The organism is Mesorhizobium sp. M7A.F.Ca.US.005.03.2.1, assembly GCF_003997795.1.
GTDB classification, from domain to species: Bacteria; Pseudomonadota; Alphaproteobacteria; order Rhizobiales; family Rhizobiaceae; genus Mesorhizobium; species Mesorhizobium ciceri.
The window spans coordinates 1-16,437 of the sequence record NZ_RZRP01000041.1 but is presented as its reverse complement, the minus strand read 5'-3'; the positions used below and the strand labels follow the sequence as shown (position 1 = coordinate 16,437).

Here is a 16,437-nt window from a genome sequence, read left to right as displayed (position 1 = left end):
GCCTGGATGACAGGTTTTCCGCTGCGCACCGGCTTTGCGCGCGGCCTCCCTGAATTCGATCCCTGGCGCTGCGATGTGGAGCGCATGATCGCTGCCGGCGAAGCTGACCTGCACCTGCGGATCTCCGCCGCAACGGCTCAACTACAGAAAAAAAGGGCACGCATGGCGCTGATTGTGCTGACGAAAACGGAAAAGCCGGTTGCCGGCGCCGCAGTCACCATGGCCATCGGCGAGGCTGGAGTCGATCACGATGCGGTTGTCTACTCCAGCCGCACGGGCTCGCTCAGGTCGATCGATGCGCAAGCGGCCTCGCAATTGCCCTCCGCCGCGACGATCATCCGCCTGATCGCTACCCACGCTTTCGCCGAGGCACTGCCATGCTGACGAAAATCGCCGGCGGCGACATCATCGATCCCGTCAACGGCCGTCTCGACAAGGGCGACCTCTGGATCAAGGACGACAAGATCGTTCCGGCGCCGGCGGGAGGGGCGGCCGACCGGACCATCGAAGCCAGCGGCTGCATCGTGATGGCTGGCGCCATCGACATCCACTCCCACATCGGTGGCGGCAATGTGAACACCGCGCGGCTGCTCTTGCCCGAACAGCATGCCGCCCATCAGCTGCGGCCAGCAATGACGCCGCTCTCCAATGCCGGCTGGTCGACCTTCCAGACCGGCTGCCTCTACGCAAAGATGGGCTTTACGACGGTCGTCGAGCCGGCGATGTCGCCGGGAGCGGCGCTGCACACGCATCTCGAACTGGCCGACATCCCGATCATCGACAAAGCGACCCTTGCCATTCTCGGCAATGACGATTTCCTGTTGTCGATGATCCGCGACGACGCCCCCCGGACGATGATCGAGGACTATGTCGCCTGGACGGTCGCTTCGACGCGAGCGCTTGGGGTCAAGGTGATCAACGCCGGTGCGGCGGCCGCCTTCAAGGAGAACGTCCGCACCTTCTCGCTGGATGATGTCGTGCCTTCCTATGGCGTCAGTTCGCGCAAGATCGTCAAGACGCTGCAGGCCGCCGTCGACAATCTTGGCTTGCCGCATCCCTTGCATGTCCATTGCAACAATCTGGGCAGCCCCGGATCGGCGGATACGGCGGCTGCGACGATTGCAGCGGCGGATGGACTGCCGCTGCATCTCGCCCACCTCCAGTTCTATGGCTATGGCACGGAAGGAAAACGCGGGTTTTCCTCTGCCGCCGCACGGCTTGCCGAACTGGTCAACGCGACGCCGGAAGTCACCATCGATATCGGCCAGGTGATGTTCGGCCAGACGGTCACGGTCTCCTCCGACGTCATGCGGCAATTTTCGGCGCGCGGCAGCGCGCATCCGAAAAAGACCGTCATTCATGACGGTGACGGCAATGGCGGCGGCATCGTGCCCTACAGCTATGGCAAGGACTTCTACGGCACGATGCAGTGGGCGATCGGGCTCGAGCTTTTTCTCCTGATCGACGATCCCTGGCGTGTGTTCTTCACCACCGATCATCCCAACGGTGCACCTTTTACCGCCTATCCGGCGCTGTTCGAACTGCTGATGAGCCGGGAAGCGCGCACCGAAATGGCCGCCGGACTTTCCCTATCCGCCCTGGCGCTCTCTACCCTGGCCGCAATCGACCGCGAATACACGTTCGAGGAAATCGCCATCATGACGCGCGCGGCGCCAGCCAAGCTGCTCGGCTTGACGGATCGAGGCCATCTCGGCGCCGGCGCAACAGCCGACGTCGCTGTCTATCGCAGGGACCGCAGTATCGCGAAAATGCTCGGACAGGCGGCGTATGTTTTCAAGGATGGCGATCTCGTCGTGCAAGACGGGGAAATCATCCATTACCGCTGGGGCAAGGCATTGAGGCTCAAGCCGCCTGTCGACAAGGCAATGGTGCGACGGCTCGAGGACTATCACCAGCAGCGCTACGGCCTGTCGCTGGACTGGTTTAATTTCCCGGATTCCGCGATTGCGCGCGAACAGCCATTCGGCGAGGTGCCATGCCGAACATGAGCATCAATGGCGTAACGATCGACGATACCTTCGCGGAAGCCTTCGGCATGCGCGCAACCGCCATCGTCATCACCGCGCCGAGCCGGAAATGGGCTCGCCAGGCGGCGATCACAATGACCGGCTTCGCCACCTCGGTGATCGGTTGCGGCTGCGAAGCGGCAATCGATCTCGACCTGCCGCCATCGGCCACACCGGATGGCCGGCCGGGCTGCCGCGTCATGATTTTCGCGATGGGAACGGACGAATTGCAGAAACAACTGCTCAATCGTGTCGGCCAGTGCGTTTTGACCTCGCCGGGTTCCGCCTGCTTTGCCGGGCTGCAGGGCAGCGCCGAGCTCAAGCTCGGTTCGGCACTGCGTTATTTCGGCGACGGCTGGCAGATCTCCAAGAAGATCGGCGACAGGCATTTCTGGCGTATTCCCGTCATGGATGGCGAGTTCCTGTGCGAAGCAACGACCGGACTGACGAAGGAAGCTGTCGGTGGCGGCAATTTCTTTGTCATGGCGCAAAGCAGCGCCAGCGCTTTGGCCGCTGCCGAGGCCGCGGTCGCTGCGATCGGCATGGTGCCTGGCGCCATCGTGCCGTTTCCGGGCGGCATTGCCCGTTCGGGTTCCAAGATTGGTGGCAAATACAAAGGCATGATCGCCTCGGCCAACGAAGCCTACGCGCCGACACTGCGCGGCGTCGTCGCGAGTGAACTCGGTCCCGACATCAACGCTGTCCTGGAAATCGTCATCGATGGTGAGACCAATGATGCAGTTGCCGCCGCGATGAAGGCCGGCATCAAGGCTGTCATAGAGCTCGGCCCGAAAAGAGGCGCGGTTCGGATCAGCGCCGGCAATTACGGCGGCAAGCTCGGAAAATTCATCTACTCGCTGAAGGATATGCTGCCATGAAGGCGCTGACCTTCACCCTGGTTGCCGAGCCGCCGGAGCGCCTTGACCTGTCGCCGCTGACGCCGGAGCGGCTGGCCGGGATCGACAGGCGCGACGTTGAAAGAATCCAGATCGGCATGACGAAGCACGGCTCGAAGGTGGGCGACATTTTTCGCGTCGCCGGCAGCGATCCGACAAACATCGTGTTCGAGGGCGGAAGCACGCGCCTCGACCTTGTGGCGCAAGGCATGCGGGGTGGGTCGGTTCGCCTCGTTGGCAATGCCGGCGCCCAGGCCGGGCGCGCCATGCGCGGTGGCAAGCTCACGATCGAAGGCAATGCGGGTCCACACGCCGGCTCCGGCATGCGCGGCGGCAGGCTTGAGATAACGGGCAATGCCGGCGACCACCTCGGTGCGCCGCTCGTCGGGGAACTGGCCGGCATGAACGGCGGTGTTTTGATTGTCAGGGGCAAAGCGGGCGCCTTCGCCGCGGACCGCATGCGGCGCGGCCTGATCGCGGTGCTGAAAGGCTCCGGCGACCATGCAGGCAGCCGTATGATCGCCGGCACCCTGGTGGTGGCCGGTGGCACCGGTGAGATGCCCGGCTATCTGATGCGTCGCGGTTCGATCCTTCTCGATCGCGCGCCGGCACGCATGTCGCCGAGCTTCGTCGAATGCGGCGCACCCGAAAGCGTCTTCGCCGCCATCATCGATCGTTATCTGATTGCCGAGGGCATTTTGAAACGGCCGCTTCTGGGGAGCGCACCGCGCAAATATGGCGGGGATAACGCAGTGCTTGGAATGGGCGAGGTTCTTTTTCCGCGCTGAGATCCGTCGACACAGGAACCATACGATGGCAGGACGCAAGTGCTTGCCGCTGGGGTAGTGGTGGGGCCGACCGTCATTCGACCTGCAACGTGGAGAACACATGAAAATCATCTCTCAAGCGAAAGCCCATGGCGGCGTGCAGGGCGTCTATTCCCATTTGTCGACGAGTTGCCGTTGCGACATGACTTTTGCCGTTTTCATACCTCCGCAGGCGCGGGAGGCGCCTTGTCCCGTTGTGTGGTATCTCTCAGGCCTGACGTGTACCCACGCCAATGTAATGGACAAGGGCGAGTACAGGCGCATGGCGGCCGAGCTCGGCCTGATCGTCGTTTGTCCCGACACCAGCCCGCGCGGGGCCGACATTCCGGATGAAAAAGACAACTGGCAGTTCGGCTCCGGCGCCGGCTTCTATCTCGATGCGACGCAAGAGCCTTATGCGAAGAACTATCGTATGTATTCCTATGTCGCCGAGGAGTTGCCGGCCCTCATCGCGGCTGAATTTCCAGCCGATATGGCACGCCAGGCAATCTTTGGCCATTCGATGGGCGGGCATGGCGCGCTGACGATTGCCTTGAAGAATCCGCAGCGGTTCAAGAGCTGCTCGGCGTTCGCCCCGATCGCCCAGCCAAGCACCGCCGGCTGGTCGAAACCGGCCTTTGAAAAGTATCTCGGCAAGGATGAGGCCTCATGGCGAACTTGCGACGCGACGTCGCTCATCGACGACGGATACCGTTTCCCCGAATTTTTGGTGGATCAGGGAACGTCGGATGGATTTCTTGACGACGGGCTGAGGCCTTGGCTGCTTGAGGCGGCCTGCGCCACAGCAGGTATTCCGCTAAAGCTGCGGATGCAGGATGGATACGATCACTCGTATCTTTTCATCTCCAGCTTCATGGACGATCATCTGAGATGGCATGCTGAGAGGCTTTGATCTGGGCAGGCCGAAGGCATGGCCAGATGCAAACAAGTTATTGCGACGCCTTACACCGAGAGCGCCGCGCTTGCCGCCGTCAAACGCTACACATCCCTGGATCGCGAAAATACTGAAAGCACTGGCCAGCCCCGATGAGGTTCCCGACCCACCCTGCGGCTGCTGGGGCGAAATGCCTGATGGCATCCAGTATTTCGAAGTGCCCTTGGGCGAGGGTCGGAAGCTGCTGTTCGTCCGCATCGGCCAGGACGAGCCGCTGTTTGACAAGCAGACGCTAAGGGTGTTGCCGGCGAGTTAGACGCCCGGACCAGAGCCTGATCCGGATCGAGTGGAGGCCTGCCTCTATGCCTCTACGTATTCCGCGAGGCTGACACCCTTGGGCACATCCAGCCCATCGGCTCGCAAACCTTCGATGTGAAAGCGTATTGCATCGCGAATCTCGGTTTCCACTTCAGGCACAGTGGCACCTGTCGCGATGCAGCCGGGTAGGTCCGGCACATAGGCAGAAAAATTATTTCCTGCTTTTTCAATCACCACCGCGTAACGCATGTCATCACTCCTTCAAACCTGACTGCTTGAGGATGCTGTTCAGTGTTCCTGGCGCAACCTCTTCAGACGGCTTGCCAGCCACGGTGACGCGGCCGGCTTTGACTTCATGCTTATATTGGCGATGGCTGCCCTTGGTTGCAACCAGATACCAGCCATCGGCCTCCAGCAGGCGAATGATCTCGCGAACTGTAAGCCGAGGTGGCACTAGATCTCAGCTGCACCCGCTCGTCGAGCCACACGTATCGCACTTCTCACAGGTCCCGTTCCGCACCATCGTGAAATTCTGGCACTCGGAGCAGGAATTGCCGGTGTAGCCCTGGAGCAGCGATTTGGCGCGGCGGTCGTTGGCGAGTTTTTTTGCTTCGGCCGCCTCGACGGCCGCCGCGTCGGTGAACAATCCCGCCGTGGCATCGGAGGCAGCACCCGCCGCTTCCTCGAAGGCGATGTCCTCGGCCAGTTCCTTCGCCCGCTCCTCATAGTCGCGCTTGTAGGCGACCGCTTCGTCGCTGGCGGGTTTCAGCGCCAGCACGTTGGAGCCGGAGAAGGCGGTCGGTGCCGAGCGGGCAGGGGCGCCCGATGGGGCCGCAAAGCCTTTCGGATCGTTGCCGCTGACGCGCGACACCAGCTTCACCGGCGAGGCGCCACGGGTCAGGCCCTTGGAGACCGCATCGGTCTTGCCTTCGCTGATGCCACGGCCAAGTGCGGTGTTGGAAAAGTCCGACTGGTCGACATGAGCGAGATCGTTGCGGCCGAGGTAGGAGATCGCCAGCTCGCGGAACACGTAGTCGAGGATCGACGTCGCGCTCTTGATGGCGTCATTGCCCTGCACCATGCCGGCCGGCTCGAACTTGGTGAAGGTGAAGGCGTGCACATATTCGTCGAGCGGCACGCCATATTGCAGGCCCAACGAAATGGCGATGGCGAAGTTGTTGAGAAGGCCACGCAAAGTCGCGCCTTCCTTGTTCATGTCGATGAAGATCTCGCCGAGACGGCCATCGTCATATTCGCCGGTGCGCAGGAAGATGGTGTTGCCACCGATCTTGGCTTTCTGCGTGTAACCCTTGCGGCGGCCGGGCAGCTTTTCCTGCTCGCGCGACACGCGCTCGATGATGCGCTCGACGATCCGCTCGGTGATCTGTGCGGCACGCGCTGCCGCAGGTGCGGCGAGCAGCTGCTCGACGGCTTCATCCTCATCGTCCTCGCCATCGGCGAGCAGCGAGGAGTTGAGCGGCTGCGACAGTTTCGAGCCGTCGCGGTAGAGCGCGTTGGCCTTCAGCGCCAGCTTCCACGACAGCATGTAGGCGCCCTTGGCATCTTCCACCGTCGCATCGTTGGGCATGTTGATGGTCTTCGAGATGGCGCCGGAAATGAAGGGCTGTGCCGCCGCCATCATCTGGATGTGGCTGTTGATCGAAAGCGAGCGCTTGCCGATCTTGCCGCACGGGCTGGCGCAGTCGAACACGGCGAGGTGTTCGGCCTTGAGGAACGGCGCGCCTTCCAGTGTCATGGCACCGCAGACATGGATGTTGGCGGCCTCGATGTCCTTGCGGGAGAAGCCGAGCGCCGGCAGCATCTCGAACGAGAAGTCGTTGAGCTGCTCGTCGGTGAAGCCGAACGTCTCCTTCACCCAGTCGGCGCCGAGCGTCCACTGGTTGAAGACGAACTTGATGTCGAAGGCCGACTTCAAGGCTGCGTTGAGCGCCGCGATCTTGTCGTCGGTGAAGCCCTTGGCCTTGAGCGCGCCGGGATTGATGGCCGGCGCCTGGTTGAGGTTGCCGTGGCCGACCGCATAGGCCTCCATTTCGGCGATCTGGGCTTCGGAATAGCCGAGCGTGCGCAGCGCTTCCGGCACGGCGCGGTTGATGATCTTGAAATAGCCGCCGCCGGCCAGCTTCTTGAACTTCACCAGCGCGAAGTCGGGCTCGATGCCGGTGGTGTCGCAATCCATGACCAGGCCGATCGTGCCGGTCGGCGCGATGACGGTCGCCTGCGCGTTGCGGTAGCCATGCTCCTCGCCGAGCTCGATGGCGCGGTCCCAGGCGGCCTTGGCGTGGGTTGCAAGGTCCTGCTGCTTCAGGTCGGAAGCGACGAGCGGCACCGGGTTGACGGCGAGCTTTTCGTAGCCCTGCTTCTCGCCATAGGCGGCACGGCGATGGTTGCGCATGACGCGCAGCATGTTCTGGGCATTGCGGTCGTAGTCGGCGAAGGCGCCGAGTTCGCCGGCCATCTCGGCCGAGGTGGCATAGGCCATGCCGGTCATGATCGCGGTGAGTGCGGCGCAGATCGCGCGGCCTTCATCGGAGTCGTAGGGAATGCCCGACGTCATCAGCAGGCCGCCGATATTGGCATAGCCGAGGCCGAGCGTGCGGTATTCGTAGGACTGCTTGGCGATCTCCTTCGACGGGAACTGCGCCATCATGACGGAGATTTCGAGCACGATGGTCCACAGCCGCACCGTGTGCTCGTAGGCTGCGATGTCGATCGTGCCGTCGGCGTTGCGGTAGGGCAGCAGATTGATCGAGGCGAGATTGCAGGCCGTGTCGTCGAGGAACATGTATTCGGAGCACGGGTTGGACGCCCGGATCGCACCGGCGGAAGCGCAGGTGTGCCAGTCGTTCATCGTCGTGTTGAAATGCAGGCCGGGATCCGCGGACGCCCAGGCGGCGTAACCGATCTTTTCCCAGAGATCCCTGGCCTTCAGCGTCTTCAGCACCTTGCCGTCCTTGCGGGCGGTCAGGTGCCAGTCGGCATCGTCCTCGACGGCACGCAGGAAATTGTCCTTCAGCGACACCGAATTGTTGGAATTCTGGCCCGAAACCGTGAGGTAGGCGTCCGAATCCCAGTCTGTGTCGTAGGTCTTGAACGACATCGAGCTGTAGCCCTGCTTGGCGAACTGGATGACGCGGTAGATGTAGTTCTCCGGCACGGCGGACTTCTTGGCCGCCTTGATCTCGCGCTTCAGCGCGGAGTTGATCGACGGATCGAAGCAGTCGTCGCCATTGCCTTCGCAGTTGACGCAGGCCTTCATGATCGCTTCGAGATGCTTCTTGACGATCTTGGAGCCGGTCACCAGCGAGGCGACCTTCTGCTCTTCATTGACCTTCCAGTCGATGAATTCCTCGATATCGGGGTGGTCGGCGTCGACAATGACCATTTTCGCGGCACGGCGCGTCGTGCCGCCCGACTTGATGGCGCCCGCCGCGCGGTCGCCGATCTTGAGGAAGCTCATCAGGCCCGACGAGCGGCCGCCACCGGACAGTTTTTCGCCTTCGCCGCGCAGCAGCGAGAAGTTGGAGCCGGTACCGGAGCCGTATTTGAACAGGCGCGCTTCACGCACCCACAGATCCATGATGCCACCCTCATTGACGAGGTCGTCCTGTACGCCCTGGATGAAGCAGGCATGCGGCTGCGGATGCTCGTAGGAGGATTTCGACTTGGTCAGCTTGCCGGTGAACGGGTCGACATAGAAGTGGCCCTGGCTCGGGCCGTCGATGCCATAGGCCCAGTGCAGGCCGGTGTTGAACCATTGCGGCGAGTTCGGCGCCACGCGCTGGGTGGCCAGCATGTAGGCAAGCTCGTCACGGAAGGCGCGTGCGTCTTCTTCCGACGCCTTGAAGTAGCCGCCCTTCCAGCCCCAATAGGTCCAGGTGCCGGCAAGGCGGTCGAAGACCTGGCGGGCGTCGATCTCGGAACCGTAGCGCTCGGCTTCCGGCAGCTTGGCGAGTTCCGCCTCATCGGCGACGGAGCGCCACAGGAAGGAGGGGACGTCGTTCTCTTCGATCTTCTTCAGGCGTGCCGGAACACCGGCCTTGCGGAAATATTTCTGTGCCAGGATATCGGCTGCGACCTGGGAGAACTGCGCCGGCACGTCGATATTGTCCAAGCGGAACACCACCGAGCCATCCGGATTCTTGATCTCCGAAAGCGCCTTGCGGAATTCGATCTCCGCATAGGCGGACTGTCCTGGCTTGGTGAAACGACGCTCGATGCGCATTGGTCCGGTCCCTTTTGTCTATATGTAGCGCTTTTCCCCAGGGATTTCTGCCCCCGATGCGAAACGCGCATGTCCGCCGTCTGCCGGCGTTCGAAAACGGCCGGCTCTCCATTTCGCAGCCTCCGCCGGCCCTGCTGGTCAAACTCCTTGCGAAGTGCCTGTCCAACGTGCCGACGAACCCACGGGTCCCTCAAAACTGATTTTTTTCCGATTCCCTCGGTCGAGGGAAATTCACACTATCTAGCGTCGAACCTACCTGCAAACACTAAATATAGTATTAACAGACAATTTATTCAAGCCCGACAATTGTCCCTATCGACCCCAACCGCCCCACAATTCCAACGCTTCCGCCGGCCTCGTAACCAGGCGGAAATGCGAGCAAAACGCACATAATCCGGGAAAAAGACCGGGCTCAGAACTTTCCGGTCGCACTCTCAACAGGAGCGCATGGCCTATAAAAGGCGACTCGTTTTGCGCCGTCAAGGATTCGTTTGCGTAGCTTTTGTGACCCCAACATCTTGTGTGTCACATATGTGGATAACGGGGATAGAATGCGGTGCGGCGATCGCAATTTTGCCGTCACCAGGCAATCCGGACGCGGCAACGATCCAAAGCGTCGTGCCTGAATGGATCAGCCGTAGTGCAGCCTGGGTTTTGGCTCGGTGCCGGTGAACTGCACCCCGATACGGTCATTGCGACGCCAGCGGACCTCACACCGATAGGCAATGCCGTCGAGCGGCACATAGAGAAGGAAGCGATCGGGAACCCGGGCTTCCAGCGGTATCTTCAGTTCGGCTCCGCCTTCATGTTGATTGCGCAGCGTGCAGCCGACTTCCGAATTCGAAATTCCGGTGATGATCGACCCGCCCTTGAGCACGCGCGGACGATGCTCGCGCTCAGGCTCGTCGGACTCGTTTGGAATTGGATTTGCGGGATTCGCCATCGATCAAAAAATACCAGAGCTGCCGAATCCTACCTTTGATTCCTTAGCAAAGCATTCATGTCGATGCGCGGCAACGCGTGTCCAGCCTTTGCAAGCCAGTCCCATTTTGCAAAGAGCGCGGTGTGGCCGCCCGTCAGGAGAAGCTGTGCGGGTCGGCGCAGAAATAGGCGATGATCTGGCAAAGGTCGGGTTCGTTGACCATGCGCACCGCTTCGCTTGCACGGACCCATTTGCGGGTGCGTGAGCGTTTTTCCTTCCAGCGGTCCGCGACTTTGTCGACATGCAGCGGAAACACCAGGACCTCGCACGGGACTTCTTCGCCGGAAGCCAGCGCCTTGGCGTAGAAGTAACGGCCGGCTTCAAGATGAGAGACACGGCCGCGTAGCCCGGCCTCCTCGCCGGCTTCGCGCGCCGCGGCCTCGCAGAGCGGCTCCCTGGCCTCTGGCCAACCCTTGGGCAAAACCCAACGGCCGGTATCGCGGCTGGTGATCAGCATGATTTCGACGCCGTCTCCCGTGTCGCGCCAGGGCAGGGCGGCAACCTGCAGGCGGCACGGCGCGGTGCCGAAGAGCCGTCGGACCCTTTCGGCCAGATGATTGTGTGTCGTTGGCCTCGTCAACATCGAAGAAGCTAGCCCCAGCCTCCGGAATCGTTTGCCGTCTCACGAATCTTACGGCTAATTGTCGGCAATAAAAGTAAAAAATTTCATTCGCCTGGCCAATTTCCGCCAATAGACGTCGATTTCGCGAAATATCCGGCTCTGCCGGACCTGTTTGCGAAAGCAAATCCATCCCCGGTGCAAGCTGCTGGTCTGTAACAGGGTAGTTGCGAATCAGCCGGCGTGGTCGTCGGCGATCGGCTTCTGGTAGGTGAAGCCCATATCCCACGGGAAATAGATCCAGGTGTCCTGGCTGACTTCGGTGACGAAAGTATCGACCAGCGGCCTGCCTTTCGGCTTGGCATAGACGGTGGCGAAATGCGCCCTGGGCATCATCGCGCGCACGATGCCCGCCGTCTTGCCGGTGTCGGTCAGGTCGTCGATGATCAGCACGCCGGCGCCGTCTTCGGCGAGCAGGGCAGGGGTGATCTCCTTGAGGACCTGCAGCTGCCCCTGGCTGGTATAATCGTGATAGGAGGCGACGCAGACGGTTTCGATGACGCGGATGCCAAGTTCACGCGAGATGATCGCCGCCGGCACCAACCCGCCTCGCGTGATGCAGACGATCGCTTTCCATTGCCCTTTGTTGGCGCCGGCAAGCCGCCAGGCGAGTGCGCGAGCGTCGCGATGGAACTGGTCCCAGGAGACCGGAAAGGCTTTTTCGGGAAGGGACATGTCGCGCACTCCACAGCACGCGGGGATCGCGCGCAAGAAAACAGGGGAATGCGCGCGGAATTAGCTGGAAAGCCCCCATCTTGGCAAGAGCAGGGGCCTTGGCAAGGCAAGGGCCAGCGATCGCCGTGGGCTTACCGCGACAGGAAGGCTGCCACCGGCGCGGTGCGCAGAACGCTGCGCGTCACGCCGCCGAACAGAAGCTGGCGCAGCCATGAATGGCTGTAGGCGCCGAGCACCAGCAGATCGGCGCCGGTCTCCGCGATCCTGGTCTGGATGATGTCATCGACCGAACTGCCGCCCGACTGCTGCACCGAGACGCTGACGGTGGCGCCGTGGCGCGACAGCGCTGCCGCGATTTCGGCGCCGGCGGCCTCCGGGCTGTCGTCGAGCGTTTCAGGAGGGTCGATAACCAATATGTCGGTCTTCTCGGCTTCGATGATGAAGGGCAGCGCGTCGAAGGCGGCGCGCGCCGCTTCCTTGCTGCCGTTCCAGGCGAGCAAGACGCGTTTGAAGGTGGTGATCAGCGGACCCTCGTGCGGCACCACCAGCACCGGCCGGCCGGCATCGTAGACCAGCGTGTCAACGTCCGCGCTGGAATCGCCGCCCGTTTCGCGCTGCGCTGCTATGATCAGGTCGGCGGCCCGCACGCTCGAAATCCCGGTCAGCGCACTGTCACCCGAAAAGCTCTCCAGGCTTCGCCACTCGAAGGAAAGACCGGAATCCTCGATATGCCTGAGAAACAGCGTCCTTAATTTCTCGGCCCGTTCCCGGTTCATGTCTGCCGAAACCTGCAGGAATTCGGTGTCGGGAAAGCCTGTGGCAGAGGTGTAGGGCACGGGAAGCGTTTCGGCGTGGATGCCGACCAGATGGCTCTGGAACCGGGTGGCGAGCGGAATGGCGCAGTCGAGCACGCGCTCGGCGTCCTGCTCGTTCTGCAGAATGGCGACGATGGTTTTGAATCGCATGACAATCCCTCAGTTCACGAGCTGGCGAACTCGTGCCGGGGAAACGTTGCAGCGTCGTGCTTTGTTCCGGTCTGGACCAGATCAGCCGGGATTGCTGGCGAAGCCGGCGACCATCGCCTCGACATCGGCGCGGGCAGCGTCCAGCGCCTCCTGGTTGCGGGCACGCACGACCAGTTCGGTCCAGAACTTGCCATCGCCATATTTCGGATAGGAGCCGATGATCGTATCGGGATGCGCTTTCTGGATATCACCCAGCGGCCCCCCGATGAGGCCTTCGCCGAACGGGCAGGGCACGGTCGCCGACAGCATCTTCGTGCCGGCCTTCAGCGTCGGCACGACATTGTCGAGCATGGCCTGGAAAATCGACGGCACGCCAGCCATGACGTGGACGTTGCCGATGCGGAAACCAGGCGCGACCGACACCGGATTGTCGATGAGATCGGCGCCGCGCGGCATCCGTGCCATGCGCTTGCGGGCCTCGGTATATTCGATGCCGCGCGCGGCATAGCTTGCTTCCAGCATGGCATAGGCCCGGGCATCGTATTCGCAAGGCACGCCAAAGGCCTTGGAGATGGAATCGGCCGTGATGTCGTCATGCGTCGGCCCGATGCCGCCCGTGGTGAACACATAAGTGTAGCGCGCGCGCACGGCGTTCACCGCCGCGATGATCTCGTCTTCCTCGTCCGGGACGATGCGCACTTCCTTCAGGTCGATGCCGATCGCCGTCATGACGTCGGCGAGATGGCCGATGTTCTTGTCCTTGGTGCGGCCGGACAGAATCTCATCGCCGATGACGAGCATGGCAGCGGTCACGATTTCAGGCATGGGAAGCTCCGGCAAGCGAGTGGCCCGGGAAGGCGAGTGGTCTGAGATAGCGCGGCGCGGCGGTGGCCGCAATGTCATCTCCGCGGCGCCGGCTTCCCTGCCCGACTACATGACCGCCGGAGGTGGATGGCTCGGTCGAAGCCAACTCGTTTCCACACCATGTTCTGCGATAACGTGGCGGTCGAGCAAGATCTCGGCCGCATCGAGGGGCCCAACGGCAAGGGGCACGTGCCGCAATTCGTGGCCGCGGAGCGAACCGCCGCATCCATCGAGCGCATCGCCGGCCGGGCTGATCGGGGCCTCACCTCAGCTTCACGACAATTTCAAGGAACCATTCGGCTGACTACCGGGTTTTATGAGTGTCGCACCAAAGCGGCTAAGATACGGAGTGATTCAATGGTTACAAAACTTCTCGCAGCATCCGTCCTGACGATTGGTCTCGCCACATCGGCGATGGCGCAGTCACTGGACGACAGGTACTCAAACAATCATGACTGGTGGCTGTTCGGTAACAACGACCAGACAACTGTCGACCCCTACACCACGGGAAGCATCAGTGACGGCTCCGGGTTGAACACTCAAGGCAACACCGGCGCAATAGGCCCATGTGCCCACAACACACCAGGCCCGGACGCTAACGCAGGGCAAAACGTCAACGATCAGTATTGCGGCAAATAGCCAGAACGCGATTTCCGAAAAGCGCACGCCGATTTTCTGGAAATCCATGTTCGAGGGCTAGTCCGCAAGGACAGCCGCTGGCCGCTGGCGCGTCCTCTCTCCGGACGGCGCTGCGGTCGGCGCTCCGTCGAACCGCTCCACATCAACCGCGACACCGATCAATCCGAGACTTCTGTCTGCGGCCGGTCGCGGCCGTCGGCCAGTTCCTCATGCCATTTTCCCTCGGCGTCCTCATACTGGATGCCGTCCGTCGCTCCGGCGACCTGCTGCTCGGCCGAGGCGATTTCGGCGGCGCGCAACGCGTCCTGATGCGTCGGAAACGTCTCGGAAAAGGTCGCTCCGACCTTGTAGGCCCAGCCGCCGTCATGTTCGACGATCTTGTAAGTCAGCTTCGCCATGAAAAACCTCCGGTTGAAAGGTCCGTCTGCTCAATGCAGTCGGTCGTCGGGCAGTCTGTCGTCGGGCACCAGCACTTCCGATTCCTTGGCGGCTTCAATCAGCGCCCGGCGCGCATCTGCTGTCGAACGATAACCTTCCAGCACTTTGAGGCAAGTGTCGAGGGCATCACGATGGCGCGGGCCGCGATTGAGCGGCCACACCGTCATCAGGCACTCCGCGGCCTCCTGGGCGCTGCGGATGTGGCGATATTTGCCGACGTGGCCAAGTTCGACGACGACCGGCACTTCAAAAGGTTTGTTGTCCATCATGGCCGCAACGCAAAGCAGCCAATTTGGTTGCAACCATGGCCGTCAGCCTGCGCCCAAACGTCTCAGAGGCTGTTTGAAGGCTCTACAGCGCCGTGTCGGGAGCGCGAACCGTTCAGCCCGCCGCCTTCATCCAATGCTGCATCGTGGTCACCGAACGGGCAAGTTGTGGCGCCGGGTGGATTGTCTCGCTGAATGTCGCCGCCGCACGCCACCCCCAGCGCGGATCAGCCAGGAAGGCCCGCGCCAGCGCCACCATGTCGGCGCGGCCCTCGGTGACGATCGCTTCGGCCTGCTTGGGGTCGTCGATCAGGCCGACGGCGCGGGTCGGAATATCAGCGCCCTTGCGCACCGCCTCCGCCAGATGCACCTGATAGCCGGGGCCGGTGGGCAATTTCTGCAACGGCGAATTGCCGCCGCTCGAACAGCAGAGATAGGCAACGCCCTCGTCCTTCAGCGCTTTGGCCACTTCGATCGCGTCCGCCACGTCGAAGCCGCCGTCGACCCAATCCTTCACGGACAGCCTTGCGCCGAGCATCAGCTTTGGCACCGCCTTGCGCACCGCCTTGGTGATTTCGACGGCAAAACGCATGCGGTTTTCCAGCGCGCCACCCCAGCGGTCCGTGCGCTGGTTGGACAAGGGCGACAGGAACTGGAAGATCAAATAGCCATGCGCGGCGTGCAGTTCGAGGAAATCGAAGCCGGCGCGTTCGGCTCGCCTTGCCGCCTCGGCGAAGCGCTCGATCAGCTGTAGGATCTCCTCGTCCTCCAGAGCGTGCGGCACGTTCCAGCCGGTGTCGTAGGGGATGGCCGAGGCGGAGACGGTCTGCCAGGGATCCTCGTTTGGCTGCAGTGGTCCGCCGCCCTCCCACGGCTTGCGGTTCGAAGCCTTGCGGCCGGCATGGGCGAGTTGGGAGCCGAATTTCGTGCCGGGTGCGGCGACGCGTCGTGCAGCGTCCAGCGCGCGGCGGGCGGCCGCTTCATTGTCTTCGGAGTAAAGGCCGAGGCAGCCATGGGTGATACGCCCGCGCCGCTCGACATCGGTCATCTCGACCGTGACCATGCCGGCGCCGGACATTGCGAGGTTCATCCAGTGATGGAGATGCCAGTCGCTGGCCGAGCCGTCCTCGGCGGAATACTGGCACATCGGCGCGACGGCGATGCGGTTGGGGAAGGTGAGGCCGTTGAGAGTGATCGACTGGAAAAGCGACGCTGTCATGAGAAACTCCGGGAGGGTTCGCAGCTATTTAGGCGACCGATGGCGCCTGCGCCAGACACGAGGCGGTGAAAGGGCTTCTGGACCAATCACGGGCGGGATTGCCGAAATGCCGGTTCGCGGCTACGCCTCGGCCAGGCATGTCTCCCAAAAGTGGCTCCGGTTTTGGGAGAACGACAGGCATAAACAGGAGCATGAAGCGCGACGCGCTTTAGCATGGAGACCGGGATGGAAGATCGTATTCGCGTCCGTTCGGAGGAAATCCTCTCCGACGACTGGGCCATCCTGAAGAAGACCGTCCTCGACTACCGCCGGCGCGACGGTCAGTGGGAGACGCAAATCCGCCAGACCTATGATCGCGGCGATGGTGCGGTGATCCTGCCTTACGACCCCTTGCGTTCGACCGTGCTTCTGGTGCGCCAGTTCCGCTATCCCGCTTACGTCACCGGCCACCGCGAGCCGCTGATCGAGGCCTGTGCCGGCCTGTTGGACGAAAACGATCCGGAGACCGCCATCCGCAAGGAAGCCGAGGAAGAGCTGGGTTATCGCTTGAAGGATATCGAGCGGCTGTTTTCGCCCTATATGAGC

General features: G+C 62.2%; 18 protein-coding genes and 1 pseudogene. 8 read left to right on the top strand and 11 right to left on the bottom strand.

The features are described from left to right. The 6 genes and pseudogenes from EN991_RS04380 to EN991_RS04355 form a co-directional block, all read left to right on the top strand. Positions 1–384, top strand: a pseudogene (locus EN991_RS04380) (tungsten formylmethanofuran dehydrogenase); the annotation flags it as partial. Further along, positions 378–2,009 (top strand): formylmethanofuran dehydrogenase subunit A, encoded by a 1,632-nt coding sequence (locus EN991_RS04375; RefSeq protein ID WP_127368228.1) that lies wholly within the window; start codon positions 378–380, stop codon positions 2,007–2,009. The pseudogene EN991_RS04380 and the gene EN991_RS04375, both read left to right, overlap by 7 nt. Then, positions 1,997–2,905: a formylmethanofuran--tetrahydromethanopterin N-formyltransferase gene (fhcD, locus tag EN991_RS04370; protein WP_127368227.1), complete on the top strand. Its 909-nt coding sequence runs from the start codon at positions 1,997–1,999 to the stop codon at positions 2,903–2,905. The genes EN991_RS04375 and fhcD overlap by 13 nt, the downstream gene beginning before the upstream one ends. After that, complete coding sequence (locus EN991_RS04365) at positions 2,902–3,711, top strand: formylmethanofuran dehydrogenase subunit C (protein WP_027162602.1); 810 nt, start codon at positions 2,902–2,904, stop codon at positions 3,709–3,711. The genes fhcD and EN991_RS04365 overlap by 4 nt, the downstream gene beginning before the upstream one ends. Before the next feature lie 100 nt (positions 3,712–3,811). Continuing rightward, the gene (gene fghA / locus EN991_RS04360; RefSeq protein WP_127368226.1) at positions 3,812–4,642 is read left to right on the top strand and encodes an S-formylglutathione hydrolase; all 831 of its coding nucleotides are present in this window, start codon (positions 3,812–3,814) and stop codon (positions 4,640–4,642) included. 70 nt (positions 4,643–4,712) lie between these two features. Beyond that, positions 4,713–4,940, top strand: a complete 228-nt coding sequence (locus tag EN991_RS04355; RefSeq protein WP_244506949.1) for a hypothetical protein — start codon at positions 4,713–4,715, stop codon at positions 4,938–4,940. A 44-nt stretch (positions 4,941–4,984) separates the two neighbouring features. Here EN991_RS04355 and EN991_RS04350 read toward each other — a convergent pair whose 3' ends face one another. From EN991_RS04350 to EN991_RS04315, 8 genes are all read right to left on the bottom strand, one after another. After that, positions 4,985–5,191, bottom strand: a complete 207-nt coding sequence (locus tag EN991_RS04350; RefSeq protein WP_024504399.1) for a type II toxin-antitoxin system HicB family antitoxin — start codon at positions 5,189–5,191, stop codon at positions 4,985–4,987. Positions 5,192–5,195: 4 nt separating this feature from the next. Further along, entirely contained in the window at positions 5,196–5,396 is a 201-nt protein-coding gene (locus EN991_RS04345) for a type II toxin-antitoxin system HicA family toxin (protein ID WP_013532021.1), read from the bottom strand. 6 nt (positions 5,397–5,402) lie between these two features. Further along, complete coding sequence (locus EN991_RS04340) at positions 5,403–9,185, bottom strand: vitamin B12-dependent ribonucleotide reductase (RefSeq protein ID WP_027162598.1); 3,783 nt, start codon at positions 9,183–9,185, stop codon at positions 5,403–5,405. Positions 9,186–9,816: 631 nt separating this feature from the next. Next, complete coding sequence (locus tag EN991_RS04335) at positions 9,817–10,128, bottom strand: PilZ domain-containing protein (RefSeq protein ID WP_013532019.1); 312 nt, start codon at positions 10,126–10,128, stop codon at positions 9,817–9,819. 133 nt (positions 10,129–10,261) lie between these two features. Then, positions 10,262–10,750, bottom strand: a complete 489-nt coding sequence (locus EN991_RS04330; RefSeq protein ID WP_013532018.1) for an NUDIX hydrolase — start codon at positions 10,748–10,750, stop codon at positions 10,262–10,264. Between the two features lie 210 nt (positions 10,751–10,960). After that, positions 10,961–11,461 carry a xanthine phosphoribosyltransferase gene (gpt, locus tag EN991_RS04325; protein WP_013532017.1) on the bottom strand — a complete coding sequence of 167 codons (501 nt, stop codon included), beginning with the start codon at positions 11,459–11,461 and terminating at the stop codon, positions 10,961–10,963. A gap of 131 nt (positions 11,462–11,592) precedes the next feature. Continuing rightward, complete coding sequence (locus EN991_RS04320) at positions 11,593–12,426, bottom strand: universal stress protein (protein ID WP_024504401.1); 834 nt, start codon at positions 12,424–12,426, stop codon at positions 11,593–11,595. An 81-nt stretch (positions 12,427–12,507) separates the two neighbouring features. Beyond that, on the bottom strand, positions 12,508–13,251 hold the full coding sequence (locus EN991_RS04315) for a competence/damage-inducible protein A (protein WP_127368224.1): 744 nt from the start codon (positions 13,249–13,251) through the stop codon (positions 12,508–12,510). A gap of 126 nt (positions 13,252–13,377) precedes the next feature. Between EN991_RS04315 and EN991_RS40715 the strand changes: the two genes are divergently transcribed. Continuing rightward, positions 13,378–13,929: a hypothetical protein gene (locus tag EN991_RS40715; RefSeq protein ID WP_245460894.1), complete on the top strand. Its 552-nt coding sequence runs from the start codon at positions 13,378–13,380 to the stop codon at positions 13,927–13,929. A 158-nt stretch (positions 13,930–14,087) separates the two neighbouring features. Here EN991_RS40715 and EN991_RS04305 read toward each other — a convergent pair whose 3' ends face one another. The 3 genes from EN991_RS04305 to EN991_RS04295 form a co-directional block, all read right to left on the bottom strand. Continuing rightward, positions 14,088–14,327, bottom strand: a complete 240-nt coding sequence (locus tag EN991_RS04305) for a DUF2188 domain-containing protein (RefSeq protein WP_013532013.1) — start codon at positions 14,325–14,327, stop codon at positions 14,088–14,090. Positions 14,328–14,357: 30 nt separating this feature from the next. Next, positions 14,358–14,636: a DUF982 domain-containing protein gene (locus tag EN991_RS04300; RefSeq protein ID WP_013532012.1), complete on the bottom strand. Its 279-nt coding sequence runs from the start codon at positions 14,634–14,636 to the stop codon at positions 14,358–14,360. A gap of 112 nt (positions 14,637–14,748) precedes the next feature. Beyond that, positions 14,749–15,852: an NADH:flavin oxidoreductase/NADH oxidase gene (locus EN991_RS04295; protein ID WP_127368223.1), complete on the bottom strand. Its 1,104-nt coding sequence runs from the start codon at positions 15,850–15,852 to the stop codon at positions 14,749–14,751. 225 nt (positions 15,853–16,077) lie between these two features. Here EN991_RS04295 and EN991_RS04290 point away from each other — a divergent pair. Further along, positions 16,078–16,437 (top strand): NUDIX domain-containing protein (locus EN991_RS04290; protein ID WP_127274694.1); only part of this gene is annotated, 360 nt, incomplete at its 3' end.

Bases quoted from the DNA above. Each gene is read 5' to 3' on its own strand.
- fhcD (WP_127368227.1), top strand. From the start codon at position 1,997: ATGCCGAACATGAGCATCAATGGCGTAACGATCGACGATACCTTCGCG.
- EN991_RS04295 (WP_127368223.1), bottom strand. From the start codon at position 15,852: ATGACAGCGTCGCTTTTCCAGTCGATCACTCTCAACGGCCTCACCTTC.
- EN991_RS04305 (WP_013532013.1), bottom strand. From the start codon at position 14,327: ATGGCGAAGCTGACTTACAAGATCGTCGAACATGACGGCGGCTGGGCC.
- EN991_RS04365 (WP_027162602.1), top strand. From the start codon at position 2,902: ATGAAGGCGCTGACCTTCACCCTGGTTGCCGAGCCGCCGGAGCGCCTT.
- EN991_RS04350 (WP_024504399.1), bottom strand. From the start codon at position 5,191: ATGCGTTACGCGGTGGTGATTGAAAAAGCAGGAAATAATTTTTCTGCC.
- gpt (WP_013532017.1), bottom strand. From the start codon at position 11,461: ATGTCCCTTCCCGAAAAAGCCTTTCCGGTCTCCTGGGACCAGTTCCAT.
- EN991_RS04330 (WP_013532018.1), bottom strand. From the start codon at position 10,750: ATGTTGACGAGGCCAACGACACACAATCATCTGGCCGAAAGGGTCCGA.
- EN991_RS40715 (WP_245460894.1), top strand. From the start codon at position 13,378: ATGGCTCGGTCGAAGCCAACTCGTTTCCACACCATGTTCTGCGATAAC.
- EN991_RS04340 (WP_027162598.1), bottom strand. From the start codon at position 9,185: ATGCGCATCGAGCGTCGTTTCACCAAGCCAGGACAGTCCGCCTATGCG.
- EN991_RS04300 (WP_013532012.1), bottom strand. From the start codon at position 14,636: ATGATGGACAACAAACCTTTTGAAGTGCCGGTCGTCGTCGAACTTGGC.
- EN991_RS04375 (WP_127368228.1), top strand. From the start codon at position 378: ATGCTGACGAAAATCGCCGGCGGCGACATCATCGATCCCGTCAACGGC.
- EN991_RS04315 (WP_127368224.1), bottom strand. From the start codon at position 13,251: ATGCCTGAAATCGTGACCGCTGCCATGCTCGTCATCGGCGATGAGATT.
- EN991_RS04335 (WP_013532019.1), bottom strand. From the start codon at position 10,128: ATGGCGAATCCCGCAAATCCAATTCCAAACGAGTCCGACGAGCCTGAG.
- fghA (WP_127368226.1), top strand. From the start codon at position 3,812: ATGAAAATCATCTCTCAAGCGAAAGCCCATGGCGGCGTGCAGGGCGTC.
- EN991_RS04320 (WP_024504401.1), bottom strand. From the start codon at position 12,426: ATGCGATTCAAAACCATCGTCGCCATTCTGCAGAACGAGCAGGACGCC.